The sequence below is a fragment of the Streptosporangium sp. NBC_01810 genome, from assembly GCF_035917355.1.
Classification (GTDB): domain Bacteria; phylum Actinomycetota; class Actinomycetes; order Streptosporangiales; family Streptosporangiaceae; genus Streptosporangium.
The window spans coordinates 1,009,900-1,031,050 of sequence record NZ_CP109070.1; the positions used below are offsets into that span (position 1 = coordinate 1,009,900).

A 21,151-nucleotide genomic window follows, 5' to 3' on the forward strand; every position below is an offset into this window, starting at 1 on the left:
CCTGGCACGCGACGGAGGTGCCGACCATGAGCGCCGAAACCTCCGTGCCCCGTCCCCGGGAGTCGGGTGTGGACATCTCAGACTCCGGCCTGTTGCAGGGCTTGCTGTCCCAGTCGCCGTTCGCCTTCGCGTTCTTCGACCCCGGTGGTCGCTTCGAGCGTGTCGACGAGGTCTTCGCCAACGTGGTCGGCCTGCCCGCCGAGCGCCTGGTCGGCCGGGCACCCGGAGAGCTGCTCTCCGCCGACCTGACCGCCCTGATCGAGGGCTCGGTGCGGAGCATGGTCGCGGGATCCGCGGTCGAGGGCGATCAACGGATCCGGGTGCGCACCGCCGGCGGCGAGACCCACCACTGGTCGCTGACGTTCTCCCCGGTCCACGACGACAAGGGCACGTTGCGCGCGATCTGCCTGGTCGGCGTCGACATCACCGACAGCAGGCAGGTCGAGGAGGATCTCAGGCGCAGCGAGGAGCGATATCGCTCGCTGGTCGAGGCCCAGTCCCAGCTTGTCTGGATCACCGCGCCCAACGGCGTCGTGGAGGAGGACGCGCCGCAGTGGCGGGCCATCACCGGTCAGGGGCTGGAGGAGTACCTGACCCACGGCTGGCTGGAGGCCGTCCACCCGGACGACCGCCCGCACACCGAGGAGGCGTGGCGCGAGGCGCTGCGCGGCCGGATCATGTTCGAGTGGAGCTACCGGGTCCGCACCCGGGCCAGCGGCTACCGGCACTTCGAGGTGCGCGCCGTCCCGATCATCCGGCACAACCGGGTCGTCGAGTGGGTGGGAGCCAACACCGATGTCACCCCGCAGCGCGAGGCCGAGGAGATGCGGGGCCGCCTGACCGACCAGCTCGGCGCCGCTGCCCTGCGGACCGCGCGGTTGCAGGGCGCCACGGCGCTGCTCGCCGAGGCGCTCACCGTCGAGCAGGTGGTCCAGGTCATCATCGACGTGGGTCGTACGGCGCTGGCCGCCGACCGGTCGGCCGTGGCGCTGCTCGACGTCGACCGGGCCGCGCTGAAGCTGGTCAACAGCGGCGGCATCCCCGACATTCCGGGCGCGCCCGGTGAGGAGATCCCGCTGTCGCACTCCAGCGTGATGACCATGGCGGTCAACAGCCGGCGCCCGGTCTTCGCCGAGTCGCCGGACAGCCTGCGGTCCCAACTGGTCGACGCGGGCGGCGATGACGAGAGCATCACAGGTTTCATCACCCACAGTGACGAGCGAGCCTGGGTGGGCCTGCCGTTGCTGGCCGCGGGCCGCGCGCTCGGGGCGCTGAGGTTCTCCTTCACCCGCCCGCAGAAGATCTCCCAGGAAGACGGGGTGTTCCTGGAGGCACTCGCGGGGCAGTGCGCCCTCGCCGTGGAGCGGGCCACCCTGTTCGAGCGCGAGCACCGCACCGCCGAGACGCTCCAGCGCAGCCTGCTGCCCGACCGCCTGCCGGTGGTCAGAGGTCTGGTCCTCGCCCAGCGGTTCCGCTCGGGAAGCCGCCACGTGCAGGTCGGCGGCGACTGGTACGACGCGTTCGTGCTCCAGGACGGCCGGGTCGCGGCGGTGGTCGGCGACGTCATGGGCAAGGGGGTCAAGGCCGCGGCGGGGATGGGCCGCATCCGCAACGCCATGCGGGCCCTGGCGTTGACCAACCCGCCGCCCGCGGCGGTTCTCACCGGCCTCGACCGGGTCTTCGAGGCAACCGAGGAGGAGGAGCAGGTCACGACCCTCGCCTACATGGTCGTCGAGCCCGGCACCGGAGAGGGCACGCTGGCGCTCGCCGGTCACCCGCCGCCCCTGCTGGTCTCCCCGGAGGGCGTGCCGATCCTGTGCGACGGCGAGCCGGGCACCCCACTGGGCTGGCCCACGAGTCGCAGGCAGTTCAGGTTCTGTGTCCCACCGGGCCACACCGCCGTCCTGTATTCGGATGGTCTGGTGGAGAACCGGAAGCGTGGTCTCGATGCCGGGCTTGCTGATCTTTGCTCTGTTGTGACCGAAGCCCCGGCTGAAGTGGTCGGAAGCCCTCACATGTTGCTAGATTTCCTTGTCGACCGCATGTTGTCCGGGTATGAGCAGGATGACGATGTCACGGTGCTCGCGATTCACGTTCCCCCCGCCACGAAGAGTGACTGAATGAAACAGTCATAACGGTTGCTTTCGGGTATCGGTGCCTCGCTTCCGTACGCACTACTCTCTTGGTCGGCCTAGGGTGGAGGGCAACCGCCAGGAGGCGGCCGTATGGATCACGGTGTCATGCCACAATGCTGGACAGGTGCGTCGCGGTTCGCGCGGCCTCGCTAATCACAACTAGAGGCAGAAGTGCCCCTGGTTGGGCATCTGGGTCCATTCTCGTCTCGCTTTCCTTCGAGAGGTGTTCGTGTCGCCTGCAAGTTCGACTCGCTCGAAGCCATCCGAGCTGAACGAGCCCGTCATTCAGCAGCTGATGGAGCGGGGGCGCTCGCAGGGGTTCCTCGAGTCCGAGGATGTCCGCAAGGCCGTCGAGGAAGCGGACATTCCGATGGCGCAGGTCGCTGGAATCCTGCGAAGCCTCAGCAAAGAGGGCATCACCGTACGGCTGACTGCCGAGGACTCCGCGGCTCCCAAGAAGTCCCGCACTCCGCCCAAGCGCCGCGCTGCCCCGGCCGCGCCCGCCGCCGTCAAGAAGACCAAGACCGCCGCTGCGGCCAAGGAGCAGCCGGAGACCGTCACCGCGGTCGTCGGCGGCTCCGAGCTCGCGGCCGCGGCCAAGAAGCCCGCCCCGGCTGCCAAGAAGCCGGCGGCGCCGGTCAAGAAGGTCGCCCCGGCTGCCAAGAAGCCGGTTCCCACTCCGCCGAAGAAGGCCGGTTCCGAGGTCGCCGCTCCGGCTCCCGCGTCCGAGTCGAAGTCGCTCGCCGGCGATGACGACGAGGTCGTCGACCTCGAAGACGTCGAGATCGAGGACTTCGAGCTGGAGGCCGTCGCCGAGGTCGAGGTCGAGGTCGAGGTCGAGGTGGAAGCCGAGGTCGAGGCCGAGGCCGAGGAGGAGCCCAAGGTCGAGGCCGTCGAGGTCAACGAGGACGAGGTCCTCATCCTCTCCGATGACGACGATGACGCCCCGGTGCCGCAGGTTGCCGCCGCCGGCGCCACCGCCGACCCGGTCAAGGACTACCTCAAGCAGATCGGCAAGGTTCCCCTGCTCAACGCGGAGCAGGAGGTCGAGCTCGCCAAGCGGATCGAGGCCGGTCTGTTCGCCGAGGAGCAGCTGGGAACCGACGGCGAGAGGCTCCCGGTCGACGTCCGCGCCGAGCTGGAGTGGATCGCCGAGGACGGCCGCCGGGCCAAGAACCACCTGTTGGAGGCCAACCTCCGCCTCGTGGTCTCGCTGGCCAAGCGCTACACCGGCCGCGGCATGCTCTTCCTGGATCTGATTCAGGAGGGCAACCTGGGCCTGATCCGCGCGGTGGAGAAGTTCGACTACACCAAGGGTTACAAGTTCTCCACCTACGCCACGTGGTGGATCCGGCAGGCGATCACCCGTGCCATGGCCGACCAGGCGCGGACCATCCGCATCCCGGTCCACATGGTCGAAGTGATCAACAAGCTGGCCCGCGTCCAGCGGCAGATGCTCCAGGATCTGGGGCGCGAGCCCACCCCCGAGGAGTTGGCCCGCGAACTCGACATGACCCCCGAGAAGGTCGTCGAGGTCCAGAAGTACGGTCGCGAGCCGATCTCCCTGCACACCCCGCTGGGTGAGGAGGGAGACAGTGAGTTCGGTGACCTCATCGAGGACTCCGAGGCCATCGTCCCCGCCGACGCGGTCAGTTTCACGCTCCTGCAGGAGCAGCTCCACTCCGTTCTGGACACGCTGTCCGAGCGCGAGGCGGGCGTGGTCTCGATGCGTTTCGGCCTGACCGACGGCCAGCCGAAGACGCTGGACGAGATCGGCAAGGTTTACGGGGTGACGCGCGAGCGCATCCGGCAGATCGAGTCCAAGACCATGTCCAAGCTCCGTCACCCGTCCCGGTCGCAGGTCCTGCGTGACTATCTTGACTGAGATCTCCTGAGAGGGATTTCTTGACAGAGGGCCCGCACTGTCCGGTGCGGGCCCCGCGTCGTTAACGCGGGCTTAACAGGTCGGTAGCGCGGAGCGTGAAACGCACTTCTAGGCTGCCGCCTCATGGGTGTGGCCGAAGTTGACAGTATTCGCGCCCGGAGGCTTCGGGTGATCGTCGATCGTCCGTGGGCGGACGCGATGCTCGACGATGCGGTCGCCGCTGTGTGCCGAAGGGTGTTCGAGCCCGGTACGATCACGCTCGGCGCGGCCCGCGGCGATCCGGAGAGCCGCGCGCTCAGGGTCGAGGCGCTGGCCAGGGCGGCCGTCGGCCACAGCGGTGCCATCGAGGCGCTGGCGGTCCGCGACCGGGCCAACCCCGACCTGTGGCTCTGGCTCGGGCGTACCCGTATCGAGGAAGCCTGGGCGATCAAGCCGGATGTCAAGGCCCGGGCCGTGCAGGCGCAACGCCTGCAGGCGTTCCAGGCGGCCATGGAGAGGGCCAGGCAACCGCTCTTCACCGCGGCGGCGCTCGTGCCGTCCGATCCGGTGCCCTGGGAGTCGATCATGTGGCTCTTCCTCGGCCTCGATCGGCCGCGCTGGGAGAAGGACGCGGTCTGGTTTGAAACCGCTCGCCGTTATCCGACGCTGTTCCCCGCCAATGTGGCCAGGCTCATGACGTTGTCCCCGGCCTGGGGTGGCAGCGCCCAGGAAATGCTGGAGTTCGCCAGGCAGGCCGTGTCGTGGGCGCCTGACGGGGATCCGATGGCAGCCCTGCTGCCGCTGGCCCACTTCGAGCAGGTGGCCGCCGAGCGGTCGCCGATGTCGCGCGGCGGCTGGTTCTCGGACGAGGCGTTGCGCGAGGTCGTCTCGCACGCGGGCCGCTGGCTGGGCAACGACGGCCATCCCCGGTCGATCGAGGCGCACAACCTGTTCGGGGCCGCCTTCTACCTGACCGACCTGCGTAGGCCCGCGCGTGGGCACCTGATGCGTACGGGGGGCAGGGTCAGCCGGTTGCCGTGGTCCTATCTGGGTGATCCCGCCCAGCAGTTCCAGCGGGCCTGCGGTCGGCTCCACCTTGTCCCGGTGTGAACGGGGCACCGGGGCACGGTCGTTCACCTCGGGTTCAGCGCTCGCCGCCTCTCCCGACGCGAGGACGTGAGGGAAATGTGGTGAAAATCACACCGTAACGTTGAGTGTCCATGACCGTCTCCCCGCGGGCGGTGGACAGAGAGTGACGGAGTGTCCAAGGTGGTCCAGGACCTTCGCGAGCTCATCGGGGCTTTGCGGATCGACGCCCCCCTCCAGCAGCGAGCGGGCGATCACGCCGCGGGTGGCCTTCGCCATGTGACTGACGACCTTCCCCTCCTTGAGCACCTGCACCGCCACTGCCCTGCCGCCCGGCTGCCACGCCGCCGCGTAGGTGCTGGAGCGCAGATCAACGACCAGGCCGGGCTCGGCGTCGAGCAGCGGGGTGACCGATCGGCGCCAGAAGGCACCAAGACCGCCCAGCGGCGGCAGTCTCGTCCCCATCGACAGCCGGTACGGTGGCACACGGTCGCCGACCCGCAGCAAACCCCAGAGGCCGGAGAAGATCAGCAGCCTCTCCGAGGCCCGTGCCCCGGCCTCGGGGGACAGCGAGGCAAGGTGAAGGTTGTCGTAGAGCACACCGGTGTACAGGTCGGCCGCGGCCAGCGTGGGCGCGGTCCGCAGGAGCAGGTTCCTGCCGATCTCACCGGCCTGTCCTGGCGACAGTCCGAGCACCTCCCGCGCGGCGGGACCCTCGCACAGAGCGGTCAGCGCGTCCAGGACGAGTTGTCTGGACGTGCCGAGAGAGGGGAAGCTCAACCGGGACAGGTCGAGGGCGGGGCCGTCACCCTGCGCGGCCTTCCCCTCGGACGGAGGCAGCAGAATCAGCACAGTCACCGAGCGTAGTGCGGCGATCGAGGGTTAGGATCCTGCAGCATGATCGATGAGGTCTTCGACCGGTTGGTCGACCAGGCCTGGCCGGCGATCCACCGGGTGGACGCGGGAGGCTGGACCCCGCGTGCCGCGGATAAGGTGACCAAGCGGGCCAACGCATACGCCTCGCTTGGCGGAAAGGCCGTGGGGCGGGGCGTGGTCCAGGGGGAGTGGTTCGGGATCTACTCCATGGCCGTGGTGCCGCATGCGCGGCGCAGGGGTCACGGACGGAAGGTGTTATGTGCCCTGCTCACACATGCGCGAGAGCAGGGCACACCGCGGGCATATTTAGTGGTGGTGGAGTCGAACACGGTGGCCAGGACGCTCTACGAGCGCCACGGCTTCACAGTGGCGGCCCGATATCACTATCGGGTCCGATGATGGCTCCGACCGTCTGGTTATCGTTCGTCGTTGCCTGCCGTTGCCGGAGCGTCGCTGAGACGCGCAGACTCGTCCTGGATGTTGGCGCCCTTGTCTCTCAGCACGGCTACGTGCTGACGCCCGTGGTGGGCGCAGAACAGCAGCTCCCCACCTACGGGCAGGGTTGCGCGGATGTAGGCCTGGGCGCCGCACCGGTCACAGCGGTCCGCAGCGGTCAGCTGCTTGGCGGGGGCGAGGGTTCCAGTCACGTATCGCCTTTCAGGTCATCCCCTGAGGTGGAGGATCTGGCGTCAGTCACTTGAGAGAACATCTAACCCGATACGAACGTTCCCAACCGACCCCCTGCTACGCCCAGAGCGGAAAGCGGCCGAAAGTAACGATGATCACACTGGATGTAACGCCGTTGTCCACCGGATGGCAAGCTTGTACGCGTGGTGGCGGGAAGAACGGTAAGCTGCGCACACATGTTCGACAGAGCTGGGAGTGGGCGTGACCGCAGTTAGCGCGGAGACGGGTTATACGGCCCGCCACCTGTCGGTGCTGGAGGGTCTCGAAGCCGTCCGCAAGCGCCCCGGTATGTACATCGGGTCAACCGACAGCCGCGGTCTCATGCACTGTCTGTGGGAGATCGTGGACAACGGGGTCGACGAGGCCCTGGCCGGCTATTGCACCCGCATCGAGGTTGAACTCCACGCCGACGGCTCCATCGAGGTCCGTGACAACGGCCGGGGCATCCCCGTCGACATCGAGCCCAAGAGCGGTCTGGCGGGCGTCGAGCTCGTCTACACCAAGCTTCACGCCGGTGGGAAGTTCGGCGGCGGCTCCTACGGTGCCTCCGGCGGCCTGCACGGGGTCGGCGCCTCCGTCGTCAACGCCCTCTCCTCGCGGCTGGACGTCGAGGTCGACCGTGGCGGCCGGATTCACGAGATCAGCTTCCGCAGGGGCGTTCCCGGCGTCTTCGACGGCGACGGGCCCAAGGCCAAGTTCAAGAAGAAGTCGGGGCTGCGTGACGGCGGCGACGCCGCGAAGAACGTCACCGGCACCCGCGTGCGCTTCTGGGTCGACCACCAGATCTTCCTCCCCGAGGCCGAGGTCTCCCTCGACGAGATCCATGTCCGCCTGCGCCAGACCGCCTTCCTGGTCCCCGGCCTGACCCTGGCCGTGCGCGACAGCCGCGGCGAGGAGGCGGCCGAGGAGGAGTTCCACTTCGACGGCGGCATCTCGGAGTTCACCGAGTTCCTCGCCCGGGACGAGGCGGTCTGCGATGTGCTGCGGCTGCAGGGCGTGGGTCACTTCCACGAGACGGTTCCGGTCCTCGACGAGCTGGGGCACATGACCCCGACCGAGGTCCAGCGCGAGCTCACCGTGGACGTGGCGGTGCGCTGGGGCAAGGGTTACGACAACACCGTCAGGTCCTTCGTCAACGTGATCGCCACCCCCAAGGGCGGCACCCACGTCAACGGCTTCGAACGAGCCCTCGTCCGTACCCTGAACGAGCAGCTGCGCGAGACCCGCCTGCTCAAGAACGGCGATGCCCCGGTCACCCGTGAGGACATCATGGAGGGTCTCACCGCGGTGGTGACCGTCCGGGTGCCCGAGCCGCAGTTCGAGGGCCAGACCAAGGAGGTCCTGGGCACCTCGGCGGCCTCCAGGATCGTCGCCCACGTCGTCTCGCGCGAGCTCAAGGAACTGCTCGCCAACCCGTCGCGCAATGCCAAGCCGCAGCTCCGTGCGGTCCTGGAGAAGATCGTCGCGGCGGCCAAGGCCCGCATCGCCGCCCGGGAGCACCGTGACAACCAGCGCCGCAAGACCGCACTGGAGAACTCGGCGCTCCCGGCGAAGCTGGTCGACTGCCGAAGTGACGAGGTCGACCGCAGCGAGTTGTTCATCGTCGAGGGTGACTCGGCGCTGGGCACCGCCCGGGCGGCCCGCGACTCGGAGTTCCAGGCGCTGCTGCCGATCCGAGGCAAGATCCTGAACGTGCAGAAGGCGTCCGTCGCGGACATGCTCAAGAACGCCGAGTGTGCCGCGATCATCCAGGTCATCGGGGCGGGTTCCGGTCGATCCTTCGACATCGAGGCGGCCCGCTACGGCAAGGTCATCCTGATGGCCGACGCCGACGTCGACGGGGCGCACATCCGTTGTCTCCTGCTGACCCTGTTCCACCGCTACATGAAGCCGATGGTCGAGGCCGGGCGCGTTTTCGCCGCCGTGCCGCCGCTGCATCGGATCGAGGTCATCAACCCCGGCCGCGGTCAGGGCAAGTACGTCTACTGCTACTCCGACGCCGAGCTGCACAAGGTGCTGCGTGATCTGGAGCGCCGGGGCAAGCGCTGGAAGGATCCGGTCCAGCGATACAAGGGCCTGGGCGAGATGGACGCGGACCAGCTGGCCGAGACGACCATGGAGCCCCGCCATCGCACCCTGCGCCGGGTCCGCATCCAGGACATCGAGGAGGCCGAGCGCATCTTCGCCCTCCTGATGGGCAGCGACGTGGCCCCGCGCCGGGAGTTCATCGTGGGCAGCGCGGCCGAGATCGACCGCGACCACATCGACGCCTAGGGGCGGCGGCATCATCGGGCTCCCGGCCATTTCGCGCCAAGGCCGTCTCTGAGTGCCTTGCCGCCGCTGACCGGCCCCGCTGACCGGCCCCGCTGACCGGCCCCGCTCAGCGGGGCCGGTCACCTGGCGGGCGCCCCCATGACGTCGGCGCCGGGCGTGGCGCGGGAAGACCGGTTCCGTCCGGGCGGGGCCGGGCGGAACCGGGAGCGGATCCCGAGGCTCAGATCTCGACCGGCATCAGCTTGCCGGTGTGCACGTCGTAGACGGCGCCGCCCACCGGCATGCCCGCCGGAAGGAACGGGCTGGTCCTGATCCGGGTGAGGTCGTGGCGCAGCGCAGCGTCCTGGTCGGGGACGGTGTGGAAGTCCAGGCTCCGGGTGTCGACGCCGCGCCGGGCGGCGATCGCATGCACCTCGCCGTCGGTGACCTTGGTCATGCCGCAGTCGGTGTGCGGCATGACCAGCACCCGCTCCACCGCCAGCAGGTTGACCGCCAGGACGAGTGTGCGCAGCACGTCGTCGGTCACCCTGGCCCCGGCGTTGCGGAGGATCTTGGCGTCGCCCGGCTTCAGCCCGAAGAGACCCAGCGGATCGATCCGTGAGTCCATGCAGGTGACCACCGCGAGGCCGCGAGCGGCCTTGCCGGTCAGCTCTGAGTCGGTGAACGTGGCGGAGAACTCCTCGTTGGCGGCCAGCAGGTCGTCAAAGGCACTCACGTACGTGTATCCCTCGGTCGATGGAGCTAACGGATTAATGATGCGTCATACCCGTTTGGCGAGAGTCGTCGGGGGCGCATCGAGTGACGACTTCACCAAGATCCCACCGCCGACACCCACAGTGGGTGATGATGTCGTCACTCAAAGTCCGGGAGTTGGGGAGGGTAATGAGCAGGACCGAATCGCTGGCCGACTATCTCCGTGACCAGGGCAGGCGGAAGCTGGACCGTGTGGAGGCCAGGGACGGGGGGCGCAACGCGCGCTCGGCACTGGCCCTGCTCGACGCGGCGGCCTATACCCGGTCCCTGAAGGACGACGACCCGTTCGTGGCCGTCCTCGTGGAGGCGGGGTGTTTCGGCCCGTACGGGGCCGGTGAGTTCGATCCGCCGGATCGAGTCGCCAGGGTCGTCCGCTTCTGGGAGTCGGGCGAGCCCTGGCAACTGCTGATGGCCATCAGGTTCGCGCTCCAGGGGGCCCTCACCTGAAGGTCCCGGGCGGATTCTGAGCGCCGCGCGGGAGGGGACGCGCATCCGGAACCCGAGATCTGCCGGGCGGCGTCGCCGGGTTCCGGGGACGCGACGTCGGCGCTCGGTGCGCGGGACCCGTCACCCCTCCCCGGCCCCGCGGAGCCCACGCCGTCCTGGCGGGGGCTCCGTGGGGTCCCACACGGGGGGTGAGGGTCATTCCGGGGGGGTGTCGGCCCCCTGGCCCTTCCGGTCGCCTTCGGCGCAGAGAGCGCCGCCCACGGCCGCCACGGTGTGGGTGAGCCGGACACCGGAGCCGTCGCGGCGGCCCGGCTCCTCGGGGAGCGGCGCGGGCTTGCCGACGGACGAGACCGCGCGAGCCGGGCCGGGGCCCGCCCAGGCGAGCAGCAGGACGTCCTCGCCCTTGAGGAACCGCTGGACGCGGACACCGCCGGTGCCGCGGCCCTTTGGCGGGTATTCGGCGAAGTCGGAGACCTTGGCGCCGCCGATCTGGGTGCCGGGCAGTGCGGTCGAGGAGCCGGCGATCGTCACGACCTGCGACTCGCGGGAGGGGTCGACCGCGCCGAACCAGACCACCACGGCACCTCCGTCCAGCCGCACGCCGGCCATGCCGCCCGCCGGGCGGCCCTGCGGGCGGACGACGGAGGCGGGGTAGCGCAGCAGCTGGGCCTCCGAGGTGATGAAGACCAGGTCATGGTCCTCACTCGTCAGCTCCACCGCGCCCACCACGCTGTCGCCGTCCTTGAGGCCGATGACCTCGAAGTCGTCGCGGTTGGCCGGGTAGTCGGGGACGACCCGCTTGACCACGCCCTGCGCGGTGCCCAGTGCCAGGCCGGGTCCTTCGGGGTCGAGCGAGCCGACGCCGACGACGGTCTCGCCCGGGTTGAAGGTGACGTACTCGGCGACCGGGTGGCCTCCGGACAGCGACGGCGGGTTGGCCGAGCGGGGCAGCGTGGGCAGGTCGACCACCTGGACCCGGATCATCCGCCCCTGGTTGGTGACCACGCCCACCTCGCCCCTGACGGTGCTCCGCACCGCGGAGACCAGCACGTCGTGGGCCGAGCGGTCGCCGTCGCCCGCCAGTGGCGAGGCGTCGGTCGTGCGGGCCAGCAGCCCGGTGGACGAGAACAGCACCAGGCAGGGGTCATCGGCCACCTCCAGGGGAGCCGAGACGTTCCTCGCGACCCCCGAGGACTCCAGCAGCACCGTGCGGCGCGGGGTGCCGAAGGTCTTGGAGATCTGGGCAAGCTCGTCGGAGACGACCTTGCGGAGCCTGTCGTCGGAGGACAGGATCGCGGTCAGCTCGGCGATCTCGTCGCGCAGCGTCTGGCTCTCGCGGTCGAGCTCCAGCTTGTCGTAGCGGGTCAGGCGGCGCAGCGGGGTGTCGAGGATGTAGTTGGCCTGGATCTCCGACAGCTGGAATGCCTGCGTCAGGCGCTCGCGGGCCTGGGCGGAGTCATCGGAGGAGCGGATGACCCGGATCACCTCGTCGATGTTGAGCAGGGCGATGGCGAGGCCCTCGACGAGGTGCAGTCGCTCCTCGCGCTTGCGCCGGCGGTACAGCGAGCGGCGGCGGACCACGTCGATGCGGTGGTCGACGTAGACCTGGAGCAGTTCGCGCAGGCCCAGCGTGCGCGGCTCGCCGTCGACCAGCGCGACGTTGTTGATGCCGAAGGTCTCCTCCATCGGCGTGAGCCGGTAAAGCTCCTCCAGCACGGCCTCGGGGATGAAGCCGTTCTTGATCTCGATGACCAGGCTGAGGCCCTTGTGCCGGTCGCTGAGGTCCTTGAGGTCGGAGATGCCCTGGAGCTTCTTGGCGGTGACCAGCTCCCTGATCTTGGTGACCACGCGCTCGGGGCCGACGTTGAAAGGCAGTTCGGTGACGACGATGCCCTTGCGGCGGGGGCTGACCTGCTCGACGGCGCACTTGGCGCGCATCCGGAAGGTGCCGCGGCCCTTGGCGTACGCGTCGCGAATGCCGTCGAGGCCGATGATCGTGCCGCCGGTGGGCAGGTCGGGGCCGGGGACGAACCGCATCAGGTCGTCGAGGGTCGCCTCCGGCTTCTTGATCAGGTGGCGGGCGGCGGCGACGACCTCGACGAGGTTGTGCGGCGCCATGTTGGTGGCCATCCCGACCGCGATGCCGGTGGCCCCGTTGACCAGCAGGTTGGGGAAGGCCGACGGCATGACCGTGGGCTCGGTCTCCTGGCCGTCGTAGTTGGGTTTGAAATCGACGGTGTCCTCGTCGATCGACTGGACCACGGCCATGGCCGCCGAGGCCAGCCGGGCCTCGGTGTAACGCATCGCGGCGGGCATGTCGTCCGGGGAGCCGAAGTTGCCGTGCCCGTCGATGAGCGGCAGGCGCATCGAGAACGGCTGGGCCATGCGGACCAGCGCGTCGTAGATGGCGGTGTCGCCGTGCGGGTGGAGCTTGCCCATCACGTCGCCGACGACGCGCGAGGACTTGACGTGGCCCCGGTCGGGCCGCAGGCCCATCTCGCTCATCGAGTAGAGGATGCGGCGCTGAACCGGCTTGAGGCCGTCCCTGGCGTCCGGCAGCGCGCGCTGGTAGATGACCGAGTATGCGTATTCGAGGAAGCTGGTGCGCATCTCGGTGGAAACGTCGATGTCGACGATCCGCTCCTCGAAGCCCTCGTCGGTCGGGGGTGTGGTCGTCCGTCGAGCCATCTGATTTCCTGCGCGCGCGCCCCGGCCGTCAGGCCGGGGGGGAGGCGCATCCTCCTTCTGTCTTCGTGGGCGAACCGCCTGCACCGGCTCCCCGGGGAGCCTCGGGACGGGACGTCCGGCGGGAGAGCGGTGACAGGGCGACGGTATGGTACCGAGACTCGATACCATACCCAGCTCATCCGACACCTCCGGGCCTTTCCCGGCCTGCCGCCGGGGGCCACCGCCGTTCGAGCGGGGTGTTCAGGGGGTGTCGCGGGTCCGAGGGCCCGCTCCGGGCCAGGGGCCGGGGGTCTCGCCTTCGTACTCGTCGCCGGGCACGTTCAGTTTGGTGTCGTAGATCTTGAAGCCGCGTGCCCGATAGTTGGCGAGCGCCGCCGGGCTGTCGAGGGAGCAGGTGTGCAGCCACACCCGCCGGGTCGGTTCCCGATCGGGCTGCCGGTCGGCCAGGTCCCAGGCCCTGGCGGTGACGACCTCCAGCAGATGGCCGCCGAGGCCTCTGCCGATCGCCCACGGCAGGAGGCCGAAGCAGGTGATCTCGACGCTCGCGCCGTCCTGGGGGGCGAGCTCGACGTAGCCGACGGGGGTGCCGCGGTGGTAGGCCACCCAGGTCTCCACGCCGCCCTCCAGCCAGTCGCTCCACTCGCGCCAGGTCCACGGCAGCCGGTTGGTCCAGTGCCACTCTCCGCCGACGGCCGTGCTGAGGAACCGGCTGAACTCGGGCGAAGGCACCTCGGCGTGCACGATGTCGACCTCGATCGACGGCGGTTTCGCGGGCAGCAGGTCCGAGCGTGAGGTCTGTTCGAGATACCAGGTGGTGACGTCCATAGTGGATGCATCAAACCACGGAGCGGAGCCTGCCAGCTCCCTCGCTCCCCGCCGACCCGGTGTGACTTCCTCACGAGTGTGTCCACGGCGGCCGGGGCCACTCTCGGCGGGCACCGGCCCGCGGCATGTTTTTGACCAAGTGATTGCTTGATTTATTGGGCCGGGCCAGGCTCGGAAAGAGGGGAGGGTAAGGATGACCCAACCTTCGCGAATGTCGTACGGCCACGATGGAGGGGCGTCCGAAAATGATCGAGTTCAAGCCCGTGACCAGGCACATCGGTGCCGAGGTGAACGGCGTCGACCTGCGCAGGCCACTGTCGGAGGGGGAGGTCCGGGAGATCCGGCGAGGCTGGCTGAAGCACAAGGTCCTCTTCTTCCGCGACCAGCACATCAGTGACGAAGAGCACATCCGCTTCGCGGAGAACTTCGGTTCGATCAACCACCACGTCTTCAGGAAGGACGGCGGCACCGCCATCCACGTCCTCGACCAGACCGACCCCAAGGGCGAGGGCGGCGACGAGTGGCGCAGCGACAACACCTTCGAAGCACCTGGACGTTCAGGAGCCGCGGGCGCGGTAGGCCGCGACGGCGGCCGCCGTCAGCGCGGACAGGGTGGAGGTGGTGCCGACCGACAGCGGGCGGGAGGTGCCGACCAGCGCATAAGTGAAACAGTCGGCGAGACCTGGTACCAATGACCGGTGAGCGAAGAGCAGATGCTGCGAGAAGAGGCCGAGGGGCGGCTGCGGGCGCTCGCCGGGGAGCACGCCCGGCTGCGCGAGGACCAGTGGTCGGCCATCAGGGCACTGGTCATGGACCGGCGCCGGGTGCTCGTGGTGCAGCGCACCGGCTGGGGCAAGTCAGCCGTCTACTTCATCGCCACCGCGCTCCTGCGCGAGCTGGGTGAGGGGCCGACCGTCATCGTGTCCCCGCTGCTGGCCCTGATGCGCAACCAGATCGCCGCCGCCGAGCGCGCCGGGATCAACGCGGTCACGGTCAACTCGGCCAACCCCGAGGAGTGGGAGCAGATCTACAACCAGGTCGCCGAGGGCGAGGTCGACGTGCTGCTGGTCAGCCCCGAGCGGCTCAACAACCCCGACTTCCGCGACCACGTGCTGCCCGAGCTGGCCGAGAGCGCGGGCCTGATCGTGGTCGACGAGGCGCACTGCATCTCCGACTGGGGCCACGACTTCCGCCCCGACTACCGGCGGCTGCGCACGATGTTCGAGGAGCTCACCGAGGGCGTGCCGATCCTCGCGACCACCGCCACGGCCAATGCCAGGGTCACCCGCGACGTCGCCGAGCAGATGGGCGAGGAGACGCTGGTGCTGCGCGGCGCGCTGGAGCGCGACAGCCTCCATCTCGGGGTCGTGCGCCTGCGCGGCGCCGAGCAGCGCCTGGCCTGGCTCGCCAGTACGCTGCACGAGCTCCCCGGCTCCGGCATCGTCTACACGCTCACCGTGGCCGCCGCCCAGGAGATCGCCGCCTACCTGCGCGAGCAGGGCCACGAGGTGGCCGCCTACTCCGGGCAGACCGAACAGGCCGAGCGGCTCGCCGCCGAGCAGGCACTGCTGGACAACAAGATCAAGGCACTGGTCGCGACCTCCGCGCTCGGCATGGGCTATGACAAGCCCGACCTGGGATTCGTCGTCCATGTCGGGGCCCCGCAGTCCCCGGTGGCCTACTACCAGCAGGTCGGAAGGGCGGGCCGAGGAGTCGAGCGGGCAGAGGTGATCCTGCTGCCCGGTGCGGAGGACCGCGACATCTGGGCGTACTTCGCCTCGCTGGCCTTCCCGCCCGAGCCCGTCGTGCGGGCCGTGCTGGCCGCGCTGGAGGAGGGCGGAGTGATGTCCACGGCAGCCCTGGAGAACCGGGTGGATCTCAGCCGGAGCCGCCTTGAGACCATGCTGAAGGTCCTCGACGTCGACGGCGCCGTGCGCCGGGTCAAGGGCGGCTGGGAGTCCACCGGCGAGCCCTGGGAGTACGACGCCCCGCGCTACGCCAGGGTCACCGCCGAGCGGGAGGCCGAGCAGCGGGCCATGCTCGACTACCTCGACACCACCGGCTGCCGGGAGGAGTTCCTCCGCCGCCGCCTGGACGACGACACCGCCGCCCCGTGTGGGCGCTGCGACAACTGCACCGGCACGCACCGCTCGCCCGAGGTGGACGAGCAGGCCGTGCGGTCGGCGGCCGATCGGCTCCGCAGGCCCGGGGTGGAGGTCGAGGCGCGCAGGCAGTGGCCGACGGGGCTGACCGATCTCAAGGGCCGGATCAGGCCGGAACTGGGCGCCGAGCCGGGGCGGGTGCTGGGCAGGCTCACCGACATCGGCTGGGGCAACCGCCTGCGCGGCCTCCTGGCCGACGGAGCCGCCGACGGGCCGGTTCCCGACGACGTCTTCGCCGCCGTGGTCAAGGTGCTGTCGTCCTGGGAGTGGGCACAGCGCCCGGTCGGGGTGGTCGCGGTGCCCTCGGGAAGTCGCCCGCAACTCGTCCGCAACCTGGCCGAGCGGCTGGCCCAGGTGGGGCGCCTGTCCTATCTGGGCGACCTCGGCTACCGGTCGGGCCCGCCCGGACGGCAGTTCAACAGCGCGCAGCGCGTCCAGGCGATCCGGGGCACCCTCGCCATGCCCTCCGCCCTGGGCGCGGCCGTGGTCTCGGCCCAAGGGCCGCTCCTTCTGGTCGACGACCGGATCGACACGGGCTGGACGATGACCCTGGGAGCCGCCATGCTCCGTCACGCCGGAGCCCCCGCCGTGCTGCCTCTCGCCCTGGCGGTCACCAGCTAGAGAGCCGGTCAAGTAACCGCACAGAGCGTTGATCAACACCAGATGCGGCCAGGCCGACCTGTTGCGACCCGGGTTTACCGAAGGCCGGACACCGCTTGGTCCTTACTTGACCGGTGCTCTAGGCCCTGGCGGTCACCAGCTAGGAGAGTCCGCCCGACCAGGTGGACCCTCGCTAGAGGCGGGGGCGGGCGCCCAGGTGGGAGATGGCCCGGGAGGCCAGGTGGCAGCCGGAGGCCAGGGCCTCGGCCGGGGGTTTGCCGCCGAGCCATGCCGGCAGGAAGCCCGCGGTGAAGGCGTCACCGGCGCCGGTGCCGTCGACCACGCGCTCCACGGCCCCGGCGGGGACCTTGATCGGGTCGGGGCGGTTGCCGTACCAGAGCGCGCCCTCGTCACGGAGCTTGACGACCACCTGAGGGAACCAGGCGGTGAGGACCTTGGCGGCGGCGGCGGGATCGTCGCGGCCGGTGAGGACCTTCGCCTGGTCGGCGTTGGCGAACAGCAGCTTGGCGCTCTGCGTCCACTCCAGGAAGGGCTCGGCACCCGTGCGCTCCAGAGGAGCGGAGGAGGAGCAGTCGACCGAGACGGACATCCCGGAGCGGCGAGCCATCTCCAGCGCCGCCATACCGGCCTCGCGTGAACCCTCGTTGATCAGCGTGTAGCCGGACAGGTGCAGGTGCCCACCCTGGGAGAACAGGTCACGGGGCAGATCCTCGGGGGACAGGGCCGCGTTCGCGCCGGGGTCGGACAGCATGGTGCGCTCGCCCTTGTGGGTGACGAGCACCACGCAGGTGCCGGTCGGCCGCTCGGGATCCATGACGAGGCGGGCGTCGACGCCGTAGCCCATCAACTCCATGTCGCGGTTACGGCCGGTGATGTCGGCGCCGCGCCGCCCGATGAAGGCGACCTCCGTGCCCTCGACGGCGAGCCAGGAGGCGATGTTGGCCCCCGAGCCACCGCCGTGCATGGTGACGACCGCCGGTGTGTCGCTGGCCCTTGCCAACGGGTAGCGAGCTCTCGCGACCGCATCGGTCATGAGATCGCCCACCACGACCACCCGCGTCATGATGTCACCACCTTGCTGCCTTCGATGCCGACGTGCCTCTGGCCGTGCTTCAAGCCGTACCTCTAGACCTCTAGCCGCGAAAAACTTAACAGCTTCCGGCCAGGCTATGGGGTCTTGACCAGACACCGGACCATAGTCGATGCACAAGCGTTGCGTGAATTCGTGCCGCTGGTCCGTCTTGTGAGATTCGCGTCTACTCTCGGGGCTGTGGAGGCTGCTCAGTACCCTGCCCACTGGGAGGCGGACGTCGTCCTGTCGGACGGCGGCACCGCCCATGTACGCCCGATTCGGCCCGCCGACGCCGACCGGTTGCGTTCCTTCTACGGCCGGCTGTCCAACGAGTCGATCTACTTCCGCTTCTTCAGTCCCCGGCCGCGGCTGTCGGATCGGGAGATCACCTGGTTCACCAACGTCGACTACGTGGACCGCGTGGCGTTGATCGCCACGATCGGCGCCGAGATGGTGGCGGTCATCAGCTACGACCGGATCGAACCCGGCGAGGCGGAGGTCGCCTTCCTCGTCGAGGACGCCCACCAGGGCCGGGGGGTCGCCTCGGTGCTCCTCGAACACCTGGCGGCCACCGCCAGGGAGCGGGGGATCGCCTGCTTCGTCGCCGACGTGCTGCCCGCCAACCAGAAGATGATGGGCGTCCTCAAACAGGTCGGCTACACCGCGCAGAGTAGTTTCGCCGACGGCGTGGTCCGGATGACCCTCGACCTCACCCCGACCGAGACCGCCCAGGAGGTGACCACCGCCCGCGAGCACCGCGCCGAGTCCCGCTCGATCGAGCGCCTGCTCTCGCCTGGCTCGGTGGCGGTCGTCGGGGCGGGGCGCGAGCCGGGCGGCGTCGGCCAGACCGTGCTGCGCAACCTGCTCGGCGCCGATTTCACCGGTCCGGTCTACCCCGTGCACCGCGAGGTGCGGGCCGTGGCCGGGGTGCGGGCCTACCCGAGTGTGACGGCCATCGACGGGGAGGTGGACCTCGCCGTTCTCGCCGTACCCGCCGACGGGGTGATCGACGTGGTCAAGGAGTGCGCGGAGAAGGGGGTGCGCGGGCTGATCGTGGTCTCCTCCGGGTTCGGCGAGGCCGGCCCCGAGGGGCGGGCCAGGCAGGACGAGATGGTGCGCATCGCCCGCGCGTACGGCCTGCGGGTCGTCGGCCCCAACTGCCTCGGCATCGCCAATACCGACCCATCGGTGCGGCTGAACGCCACGCTCGCCGCCACCCTCCCCGGGCGCGGCAGGGTCGGCTTCTTCAGCCAGTCCGGAGCCCTGGGCGCCGCGCTGCTGCAGCGGGTGGCCCAGCGGGGCATGGGCATCTCCTCGTTCGTCTCCGCGGGCAACCGCGCCGACGTGTCGGGCAACGACCTGCTCCAGTACTGGGAGGAGGATCCGCGGACCGACGTGATCCTGCTCTACCTGGAGTCGCTGGGAAACCCCCGCAAGTTCGCCCGCCTCGCGCGGCGCATCTCGCGCCGCAAGCCGATCGTGGTCGTCAAGAGCGGCGGCACCACCCAGGGCGTGCCCACGGGTCACGCCGCGCCCGTGCTCGGCCTGCCGGACCCCGCGCTCAGCGCGCTGTTCGAGCAGGCGGGGGTGATCAGGGTGGACGACCTGATCCAGCAGTTCGACGTGGCGCAGCTGCTGGCCTACCAGCCGCTGCCCGCCGGGCCCAGGGTCGGTCTGGTCAGCAACTCCGACGCGATGGCGCTGCTGGCCGCCGACGCCTGCGCGCGGGTCGGCCTGGAGCCCAGGCCATCGGTCAACCTCGGCGCGCGGGCGGGCGCCGCCGAGTTCGGTGCGGCCCTGGCCTCGGTGCTCCCGGACGTGGACGCCGTGGTGGCGATCTACATGCCGCCCATCCCCGGCAACGCCGAAGAGGTCGGCGCCGAGCTGCTGCGCGTCTCTCGCGACTGCGGCAAACCGGTGCTGGCCACGTTCGAAGGCAAGATCGGCATGCTCGGGGAACTGCGGGTCGGCACCACTCCCGAGCGAGGCTCCATCCCCTCGTACACCGCGCCCGAGGAGGCGGTCCGCGCGCTCGCCCACGTCGTGCGGCACGCGCGCTGGCTGGAGCAGCCCGCAGGGGTGCCCGAGGAGATCGAGGGCGTCGACACCGGCGCGGCACGGAGCCTCGTGCTCGCCGGGCTGGGCGACGCCCCGGCCGAGATCGACGCCTCGCGGCTGCTCGCCCGCTACGGGGTGGAGGTCTGGCCGTCGGAGACGGTGGGATCGCCCCAGGAGGCCGTCGACGCCGCGACGAGGCTCGGCTGGCCGGTCGTGCTGAAGGCCGAGGGGTCCGAGGCGGCCAAGCATGCGGGGACCGTGCGTCTGGGGTTGTCGGGACCCGACGGGGTACGTGACGCCTACGCCGACCTGACGCGCCAACTCGAACCCGGGGCCGTGCTCGCGGTGCAGCGCATGGCCCCGCAGCCCGCGGTGCCGACCGTGGCCGGGGTGATGGACGACCCCGCCTTCGGCGCGGTCGTCTCCTTCGGGCTCGGTGAGATCACCGCGCGGCTGCTGCACGACGAGGCGTACCGGCTGGCCCCGCTGACCCGTGAGGACGCGGCGGCACTGGTGAGGTCGCCGCGCGCCGCCCCCCTGCTCCTCGGCGAGTACGGCTACCCGCCGGTCGCGGTCGAGGCGCTGGAGGACCTGCTGATCCGCCTCGGACGGCTGGCGGACGATCTCCCGGAGGTGGCACGGCTCACTCTCGACCCGGTGCTGGTGGGGCAGTCCGGGGTGACCGTGCTGGGCGCCCGGGTCGTGCTCCGCGACCACGAGGGCCCGCGCCCCGACGACGGCCCCCGGCGCCTCGGCTGACGCGGACCTCTCCCGTGGTCCGCGCCGCCCGGCCGGGTCCACGGCCGGAGAGCGCGGGGCATCCCGCCGGGTGAACGTTCCCGCCCGGCGTACCCGGCATGTCCTGTCAGGTCGCGGACGTCGCCGCAGGGAGGATCTGGACCGTGCTGGCGACGGTGTCGGACGCGTGGCCGGTCCCGGTGGGGACGGCCACGGCCTCGACGGCCCTGCCGGAGGCGGTCAGCGTGCCGGTGGCGTCCCTCGCCACGGTCACGCCGATCGTGATCCGGGGCAGCTGGAAGCCGGGAGAGGCCAGGTCACGCGTTTCGCAGTCGACGCTCCTGGGCGTTGTCCGGCATCTCCAGCCCGCGCCCGAGGCCCGTACCGGGGTCAGGTCCGCGGGGAAGTAGTAGGTGACCTCGGTCGGGTATCCGATCCCGATGGAGGCGGGGTCGGCGGTGACGTCTATGGAGAAGGTGCCGGTGCCACCGGCCTCGAAGGGGCCGTCGTGGACCGTGGTGAGGATCAGGTCGGCGGGGAGTCGCGCTCCGAGGGCGGGCGGTGCGGTGGCGGCGGCGATGGCCGCCACAGTGGTCGTGACGGTCACCGCCACGGTGGCCGCGATGGTCACCGCGAGGGCCATCCCGGCCCGCTCCGGCGAATCTGGACGTTCATCGGCCATATCTCCTCATCCCTGGATTCCGGGTTCCGGACCACCACTGCTCCCGGTAGCCCAGAAAAGATCACGTCAAACCAAACGGAGGTAAAAGTCACGGACCGGAACCGGACACCGGGCGCTTCCGGTGACGCTTTCGCGGCCGGAAAAGACCGTCGCGGGCCGGATCACGATTTGCACCACCTGCCA

At 70.1% G+C, this 21,151-nt stretch carries 16 protein-coding genes; 9 read left to right on the forward strand and 7 right to left on the reverse strand.

Annotated elements, in window-relative coordinates:
• Nucleotides 1-26 precede the first annotated feature (26 nt).
• From OIE13_RS04625 to OIE13_RS04635, 3 genes are all read left to right on the forward strand, one after another.
• Nucleotides 27-2,120 carry a SpoIIE family protein phosphatase gene (locus OIE13_RS04625; protein WP_326642569.1) on the forward strand — a complete coding sequence of 698 codons (2,094 nt, stop codon included), beginning with the start codon at nt 27-29 and terminating at the stop codon, nt 2,118-2,120.
• A 244-nt stretch (nt 2,121-2,364) separates the two neighbouring features.
• Nucleotides 2,365-4,020 carry an RNA polymerase sigma factor gene (locus OIE13_RS04630; protein WP_326642567.1) on the forward strand — a complete coding sequence of 552 codons (1,656 nt, stop codon included), beginning with the start codon at nt 2,365-2,367 and terminating at the stop codon, nt 4,018-4,020.
• Nucleotides 4,021-4,188: 168 nt separating this feature from the next.
• Entirely contained in the window at nt 4,189-5,109 is a 921-nt protein-coding gene (locus OIE13_RS04635; RefSeq protein ID WP_326642565.1) for a hypothetical protein, read from the forward strand.
• 87 nt (nt 5,110-5,196) lie between these two features.
• On the opposite strand, the gene OIE13_RS04640 is transcribed toward OIE13_RS04635, so the two are convergent.
• Nucleotides 5,197-5,937 (reverse strand): YaaA family protein, encoded by a 741-nt coding sequence (locus tag OIE13_RS04640; RefSeq protein WP_326830264.1) that lies wholly within the window; start codon nt 5,935-5,937, stop codon nt 5,197-5,199.
• A 45-nt stretch (nt 5,938-5,982) separates the two neighbouring features.
• Here OIE13_RS04640 and OIE13_RS04645 point away from each other — a divergent pair, with 45 nt between their 5' ends.
• Nucleotides 5,983-6,360 (forward strand): GNAT family N-acetyltransferase, encoded by a 378-nt coding sequence (locus tag OIE13_RS04645; protein ID WP_326642563.1) that lies wholly within the window; start codon nt 5,983-5,985, stop codon nt 6,358-6,360.
• A 17-nt stretch (nt 6,361-6,377) separates the two neighbouring features.
• Here OIE13_RS04645 and OIE13_RS04650 read toward each other — a convergent pair whose 3' ends face one another.
• Nucleotides 6,378-6,608, reverse strand: coding sequence for a DUF7455 domain-containing protein (locus OIE13_RS04650; protein ID WP_030920243.1), 231 nt, complete (start codon nt 6,606-6,608; stop codon nt 6,378-6,380).
• Nucleotides 6,609-6,849: 241 nt separating this feature from the next.
• Here OIE13_RS04650 and OIE13_RS04655 point away from each other — a divergent pair, with 241 nt between their 5' ends.
• Nucleotides 6,850-8,922, forward strand: a complete 2,073-nt coding sequence (locus OIE13_RS04655; protein WP_326642559.1) for a DNA gyrase/topoisomerase IV subunit B — start codon at nt 6,850-6,852, stop codon at nt 8,920-8,922.
• Between the two features lie 220 nt (nt 8,923-9,142).
• Here the strand turns inward: OIE13_RS04655 and OIE13_RS04660 are convergent, their stop codons facing one another.
• Nucleotides 9,143-9,637 carry a beta-class carbonic anhydrase gene (locus OIE13_RS04660; RefSeq protein WP_326642557.1) on the reverse strand — a complete coding sequence of 165 codons (495 nt, stop codon included), beginning with the start codon at nt 9,635-9,637 and terminating at the stop codon, nt 9,143-9,145.
• A 167-nt stretch (nt 9,638-9,804) separates the two neighbouring features.
• Here OIE13_RS04660 and OIE13_RS04665 point away from each other — a divergent pair, with 167 nt between their 5' ends.
• Complete coding sequence (locus OIE13_RS04665) at nt 9,805-10,122, forward strand: hypothetical protein (RefSeq protein ID WP_326642555.1); 318 nt, start codon at nt 9,805-9,807, stop codon at nt 10,120-10,122.
• Nucleotides 10,123-10,317: 195 nt separating this feature from the next.
• On the opposite strand, the gene OIE13_RS04670 is transcribed toward OIE13_RS04665, so the two are convergent.
• A complete protein-coding gene (locus tag OIE13_RS04670; protein ID WP_326642553.1) occupies nt 10,318-12,810 on the reverse strand; it encodes a DNA gyrase/topoisomerase IV subunit A in 2,493 nt (830 codons plus the stop codon).
• Nucleotides 12,811-13,050: 240 nt separating this feature from the next.
• Entirely contained in the window at nt 13,051-13,635 is a 585-nt protein-coding gene (locus tag OIE13_RS04675; protein ID WP_326642551.1) for a GNAT family N-acetyltransferase, read from the reverse strand.
• A 245-nt stretch (nt 13,636-13,880) separates the two neighbouring features.
• Here OIE13_RS04675 and OIE13_RS04680 point away from each other — a divergent pair, with 245 nt between their 5' ends.
• Both OIE13_RS04680 and OIE13_RS04685 read left to right on the forward strand, forming a co-directional pair.
• Nucleotides 13,881-14,330, forward strand: coding sequence for a TauD/TfdA dioxygenase family protein (locus tag OIE13_RS04680; protein WP_326829585.1), 450 nt, complete (start codon nt 13,881-13,883; stop codon nt 14,328-14,330).
• Between the two features lie 18 nt (nt 14,331-14,348).
• Nucleotides 14,349-16,418 (forward strand): RecQ family ATP-dependent DNA helicase, encoded by a 2,070-nt coding sequence (locus OIE13_RS04685; protein WP_326646856.1) that lies wholly within the window; start codon nt 14,349-14,351, stop codon nt 16,416-16,418.
• Between the two features lie 172 nt (nt 16,419-16,590).
• Here OIE13_RS04685 and OIE13_RS04690 read toward each other — a convergent pair whose 3' ends face one another.
• Nucleotides 16,591-17,481, reverse strand: coding sequence for a carbohydrate kinase family protein (locus tag OIE13_RS04690; RefSeq protein ID WP_326642547.1), 891 nt, complete (start codon nt 17,479-17,481; stop codon nt 16,591-16,593).
• Nucleotides 17,482-17,688: 207 nt separating this feature from the next.
• Between OIE13_RS04690 and OIE13_RS04695 the strand changes: the two genes are divergently transcribed.
• Nucleotides 17,689-20,307, forward strand: a complete 2,619-nt coding sequence (locus tag OIE13_RS04695) for a bifunctional acetate--CoA ligase family protein/GNAT family N-acetyltransferase (protein WP_326642545.1) — start codon at nt 17,689-17,691, stop codon at nt 20,305-20,307.
• Nucleotides 20,308-20,413: 106 nt separating this feature from the next.
• On the opposite strand, the gene OIE13_RS04700 is transcribed toward OIE13_RS04695, so the two are convergent.
• On the reverse strand, nt 20,414-20,968 hold the full coding sequence (locus tag OIE13_RS04700) for a hypothetical protein (protein WP_326642543.1): 555 nt from the start codon (nt 20,966-20,968) through the stop codon (nt 20,414-20,416).
• Nucleotides 20,969-21,151 lie beyond the last annotated feature (183 nt).

Bases quoted from the DNA above. Each gene is read 5' to 3' on its own strand.
- OIE13_RS04625 (WP_326642569.1), top strand. From the start codon at position 27: ATGAGCGCCGAAACCTCCGTGCCCCGTCCCCGGGAGTCGGGTGTGGAC.
- OIE13_RS04645 (WP_326642563.1), top strand. From the start codon at position 5,983: ATGATCGATGAGGTCTTCGACCGGTTGGTCGACCAGGCCTGGCCGGCG.
- OIE13_RS04665 (WP_326642555.1), top strand. From the start codon at position 9,805: ATGAGCAGGACCGAATCGCTGGCCGACTATCTCCGTGACCAGGGCAGG.
- OIE13_RS04670 (WP_326642553.1), bottom strand. From the start codon at position 12,810: ATGGCTCGACGGACGACCACACCCCCGACCGACGAGGGCTTCGAGGAG.
- OIE13_RS04675 (WP_326642551.1), bottom strand. From the start codon at position 13,635: ATGGACGTCACCACCTGGTATCTCGAACAGACCTCACGCTCGGACCTG.
- OIE13_RS04680 (WP_326829585.1), top strand. From the start codon at position 13,881: ATGATCGAGTTCAAGCCCGTGACCAGGCACATCGGTGCCGAGGTGAAC.
- OIE13_RS04685 (WP_326646856.1), top strand. From the start codon at position 14,349: ATGCTGCGAGAAGAGGCCGAGGGGCGGCTGCGGGCGCTCGCCGGGGAG.
- OIE13_RS04690 (WP_326642547.1), bottom strand. From the start codon at position 17,481: ATGACGCGGGTGGTCGTGGTGGGCGATCTCATGACCGATGCGGTCGCG.
- OIE13_RS04700 (WP_326642543.1), bottom strand. From the start codon at position 20,968: ATGGCCGATGAACGTCCAGATTCGCCGGAGCGGGCCGGGATGGCCCTC.